We start from the raw sequence: 4,640 nt of genomic DNA, 5'->3' as shown, positions 1-4,640 counted from the left end.
CTTCAACTTCTGGTTTACTGCCTTCATCAACAACCACAACCATAAACAACTCACCCAATGGTGTGCGCTTTATAGTTAAGGTTTTGATTGCTCCCTCAATCTTTCTAGATTTCCAAAACTGATAAACTCGATTACCAATTTTTACCCTATTGCTACCTAAAAACTTATATCCTGCTTGCTTTAAGGTGAATGATTTATATTTTCTGACCTTCTTAAATCCTGGCGGTCTAACACATGACTTGTTGTGTTTAAAAAACAACTGATAGGCTTTCTCAATGCGTTGACAAATATCTTGGACTGCTTGAGAACCTACTGATTGCCAAAAAGAATTACGTTTTCTCAACTTGGCAATATGAGACTGAAGTTTTGCACAACTCAAGTGTTTTCCCCACATTCGATAATAGCGTCTGTGGAGAGCAATACAATGGTTGTAGATTATACCACTCGCATTAATCATGCGTTTGAGAAATCTATTTCGCTTGTGTTGATATAACTTGAACTTCAGTGTTTTCATGCTAATATTGTACCATAATAGACGGCATTATGACGGCATGAAAAAATTAACTGTGCGATGTTCTGATGAAGAATATAAAATACTTCTGGAATACTGTACCCAAACGAACCGCACCCAAAATGATGTATTCAGAGAAATAATTCGGAAATTAAATAAAAGCCGTGCTAGAAGCACGGGGCTTTAAACCCATTTTTTCGGTAAAAAATCTCACAATCAGGTGGAAGCGATCGCTTCCCCTTTAATTTACCTGCTAATTACTGGATTTTCAAGAACTTATCCAAAGCTGTAACTAGGCTGGGAGGCCAACGGCGGATATTTTTTACCCAGTCGATATCCTTATAGCGGCTATCAAGTCCATAAGCTGCTACCCAGTTGCTTTCGGCTTCACCTTGTTCTCCATTTACCCAATATGCAGCAGTGAGGGCGGCACGCACATCAGCAAATTTGGAATATTTCCGGGCAATATTTCGCATTTCGCGGATTGCTTGCTCTTTTTGACCAGTTTCATAAAGAGCGAGGGCGTAGTTAGCACGGGCGAAAGCAAAATTCGGGGCGATCTCATTAGATTTTTTGTAGTCTGCGATCGCATCGTCCCATTTTCCTAAACCTGTTTTGGCATTACCGCGATTATTATACGCCATTGCATCATCAGGATCGAGTTCTAAGACATGATTATAATCTGCGATCGCATCGTCCCATTTTCCCATTCCTTCCAACGCCGCCCCTCGATTCAAATATGGATCGGTGACATTTGGCGCTAATTCTATGGCTTTATTATAATCTGCGATCGCCTCCTGCAATTTATTCTGGCTGACCCGCGAATTTCCCCGGTTACTCCACGCCCCAGCATTTGTGGGAAATTGCTCAATAATCTTTGTCCAGTAAGTTTCAGCCGTTGCAAAGTCACCTTGATTCGTCGCTATAAACGCTTGATTTGCCCACTCATCGCCTTGTTTTAACTGTTCTTGAGTAACGATCGGCGGTTGAGATTGTGCCATGACTGGAGTACCCCAACCAAACACAAGTACCAGACTGAGAAAAATACCAATCAACTTAATCATCTAGGTTTACCTAATTTGTCATTTGTCATTTGTCATTTGTCATTTGTCATGGGGCAGAGGAATGGAGTTCAAAGGCTCATTTACGAGTATCAATGCCCAATGCCCAATGCCCAATGCCCATAATTACAATAATGACAACTGTTCATTAGGCGGCGTGAATCCCAAATGCTTATATGCTGCCTTCGTCGCCATTCTGCCGCGATGAGTCCGAGTTAAATACCCAATCTGCATCAGGTAAGGTTCGTACACCTCTTCAATTGTTTGAGTATCTTCACCTGTCGCGGCTGCCATTGTTTCTAACCCCACTGGCCCGCCGTTAAATTGTTCAATTATCACACTCAGCATTTGGCGATCTGTCCAATCTAAACCGCAAGGATCTACTTGGAATAGTTGCAATGCTTCTGATGCAATGCTTTCATTAATCTCCCCAGTTATTTTTACTTCCGCATAATCACGTACACGCTTAAGTAATCTATTAGCAATACGTGGTGTTCCGCGTGAGCGACGGGCGATTTCTGTAGCACCATCTTCTGTAACCGGGGTTTTGAGTAATTGAGCGGTTCGCAGTACAATTTTAGTCAGCTCGTCAACTTCGTAAAATCGCAGTTTTTGAATTAAACCAAAGCGATCGCGCAGTGGTGAAGTTAAAGCACCGACACGTGTTGTAGCCCCTACTAGGGTAAATTTTGACAGAGGCAAACTTCTAATGCGAGCGCTAGAACCCTTACCAATAGTAATATCTAAGCGATAATCTTCCATCGCTGGATAGAGAATTTCCTCCGTCATCCGCGACAGGCGATGAATTTCATCCACAAATAAGATATCCCCTGGCTTGAGGTTCACCAGTAGCCCGACAATATCCCGTGGACGTTCTAAGGCTGGCGCACTAGTAATTTTGTAATTTACCCCCATTTCCGATGCTAAAATCATTGCCATTGTAGTTTTGCCCAATCCCGGCGGCCCGTAAAGCAGCAAATGATCCAACACCTCACCACGAGACTTAGCTGCTTTAATGGCAATATCTAGTACATCCTTTAAATCTTTTTGCCCAATATAATCAGCAAATCGGTGTGGTCGAATACCCTCTTCCTGCTGTTCTTGCTCATCAATAGCAGCTTCAGGCTTCAAAATATTTTCTGTGGATGTTGCTTTCGCCGACTCTCGATGCTGCTTTGGTTCTCCATTTGGTTCTGGAGGCTGTTTTTTCGAGGAGATTATCGCCATAATTCAGCTATCTACTTTATAAGGGACTAGGGAGTGGGGAGTGGGGGAGGCAGGGGAGGCAGGGGGAGTGAGGGACAAGAAAATAAATAACCTAATGCCCCATGCCCAATTCCCAATGCCCATGAAAATTTTAGTTTGAGAATACCCACGCCAATTTAAAATTTAAATTCCGGTCAATTACCCAGAAGTACAAAAATTATTATGTTATCTAAAAGAATCTTACCGTGCTTAGATGTGAAGGCGGGACGGGTTGTAAAAGGAGTTAACTTTATTAATCTCCAAGATGCGGGCGATCCGGTAGAGCTGGCCAAGGTTTACAACGAAGCCGGTGCTGATGAGTTAGTATTTCTGGATATTACAGCTACTCATGAAGACCGAGCTACAATTTTAGATGTGGTCTACCGCACTGCCGAACAGGTCTTTATTCCATTGACTGTGGGTGGTGGCATTCAATCCTTAGAAAATGTTAAAGCTTTGTTACGAGCGGGTGCAGATAAGGTTAGTATTAATTCTGCGGCGGTGCGTGATCCAGACTTGATTAATCGGGCAAGCGATCGCTTTGGTAATCAGTGCATAGTTGTTGCAATTGATGCCAGACGCAGAAATAACCCGGAAAATCCAGGGTGGGATGTGTATGTGCGGGGTGGCAGAGAAAATACAGGCTTAGATGCCCTATTGTGGGCGCAAGAAGTTGAAAAGCGGGGGGCTGGAGAACTGCTAATCACAAGTATGGATGCCGATGGAACCCAAGCCGGGTATGACATTGAAATCACACGGGCAATTGCCGATGCTGTAGAAATTCCAGTTATTGCTTCTGGCGGTGCAGGTAATTGTGAACACATCTACACAGCCCTAACTGAAGGCAAAGCTGAAGCCGCATTACTCGCATCACTGTTACATTACGGACATGTAAGCGTAGCAGAAATTAAAAATTACTTGCGCGATCGCCATGTGCCAGTCAGAACATTATCCTGATCCACCATTTATCATTTAATGACATCCATCTAAGGTTAGACACACTTCCTGAAAAGGGTGTTAATATTATTTTACAAGTATTAACAAATATTAAAAAATATGTTGCTTCCTATTTTACTTTTTGATGTCGCCTTGGTAGCATGGTCGTTGCACTTAATGGAAAGAGCCTACGAGAGTAAAGAATTTTCTCTCATGTTAGCTGGTACATTAGTTGCTCTGGCTGCTGCTGCCATGTTAGTAGTTTACTTTTTGATGGGGCATTGCATGACCTACTTGTTGCAAGTATCGTAAGAGTGCTAAGTGCGAGAGGAGATATTTAAAATTTGGTTTGCCTAAAAAGCTTGACAAAAGACTCATAAATAAGCGATTATACATAATGGATTCTAAGGGGTTATAGCGCAGTTGGTAGCGCACCTCAATGGCATTGAGGGGGTCAGCGGTTCGAATCCGCTTAGCTCCATTCTTAAAATCTGCCTACTCAAAACCTGTTATTGCGACAACAAGCACTAGTTTCCCAAAAAGGTCACTTTATCGAACAGAATTCAGGAGTCAGAATTCAGAATGAATTCTGTATGACTGGTGGATAGCGCAGCGTTAGCGAGTACTCGATAGCGTAGCGTTAGCGAGTCATCGAGCGTCGCGTCTGAATAATCGGGTTTAAGACCCCCACCAAATTTTCAATTTGGTGGTCTTCAAGACGCTCGATAGCGCCGGCGGCAAGCGAGTCCGCTTACTCTGTAAGAGTTGCAAGCTACGCTTTTAGCGTCTCTCTCGTAGAGAGCGTCTTGATTCTGACTTCTGAATTCTTCAATTATGCATACTTAGGGGGTTGTTTGGAAAAGCGTCCATTGGGGTTAGTGGCAATT

General features: G+C 43.0%; 5 protein-coding genes and 1 tRNA gene. 3 read left to right on the top strand and 3 right to left on the bottom strand.

Annotated elements, in window-relative coordinates; translation table 11 throughout:
* The 3 genes from HWQ37_RS33795 to ruvB all read right to left on the bottom strand — a co-directional run.
* A partial coding sequence (locus HWQ37_RS33795; protein WP_465249736.1) for an RNA-guided endonuclease InsQ/TnpB family protein occupies nt 1-514 on the bottom strand: 514 nt, incomplete at its 3' end.
* 254 nt (nt 515-768) lie between these two features.
* Entirely contained in the window at nt 769-1,575 is an 807-nt protein-coding gene (locus HWQ37_RS33790; protein ID WP_292755671.1) for a tetratricopeptide repeat protein, read from the bottom strand.
* Between the two features lie 123 nt (nt 1,576-1,698).
* On the bottom strand, nt 1,699-2,799 hold the full coding sequence (gene ruvB, locus HWQ37_RS33785) for a Holliday junction branch migration DNA helicase RuvB (RefSeq protein WP_292755669.1): 1,101 nt from the start codon (nt 2,797-2,799) through the stop codon (nt 1,699-1,701).
* Nucleotides 2,800-3,000: 201 nt separating this feature from the next.
* Between ruvB and hisF the strand changes: the two genes are divergently transcribed.
* The 3 genes from hisF to HWQ37_RS33770 all read left to right on the top strand — a co-directional run bounded on the left by hisF (nt 3,001) and on the right by HWQ37_RS33770 (nt 4,234).
* Nucleotides 3,001-3,774 (top strand): imidazole glycerol phosphate synthase subunit HisF, encoded by a 774-nt coding sequence (gene hisF / locus HWQ37_RS33780; RefSeq protein ID WP_292755667.1) that lies wholly within the window; start codon nt 3,001-3,003, stop codon nt 3,772-3,774.
* Nucleotides 3,775-3,873: 99 nt separating this feature from the next.
* A complete protein-coding gene (locus HWQ37_RS33775; protein WP_069071057.1) occupies nt 3,874-4,065 on the top strand; it encodes a hypothetical protein in 192 nt (63 codons plus the stop codon).
* 96 nt (nt 4,066-4,161) lie between these two features.
* Nucleotides 4,162-4,234 (top strand) — tRNA-Ala (locus tag HWQ37_RS33770).
* The last annotated feature ends 406 nt before the right edge of the window (nt 4,235-4,640 follow it).

It is taken from the genome of Nostoc sp. NMS4, from assembly GCF_017115095.1.
Taxonomy (GTDB): domain Bacteria; phylum Cyanobacteriota; class Cyanobacteriia; order Cyanobacteriales; family Nostocaceae; genus Nostoc.
Note: the sequence above shows the minus strand (reverse complement) of the source record. Positions and strands in the feature narration are given on the sequence as shown.

Coding starts and splice junctions, on each gene's coding strand:
- HWQ37_RS33790 (WP_292755671.1), bottom strand. CDS start 1,575: ATGATTAAGTTGATTGGTATTTTTCTCAGTCTGGTACTTGTGTTTGGT.
- ruvB (WP_292755669.1), bottom strand. CDS start 2,799: ATGGCGATAATCTCCTCGAAAAAACAGCCTCCAGAACCAAATGGAGAA.
- hisF (WP_292755667.1), top strand. CDS start 3,001: ATGTTATCTAAAAGAATCTTACCGTGCTTAGATGTGAAGGCGGGACGG.
- HWQ37_RS33775 (WP_069071057.1), top strand. CDS start 3,874: ATGTTGCTTCCTATTTTACTTTTTGATGTCGCCTTGGTAGCATGGTCG.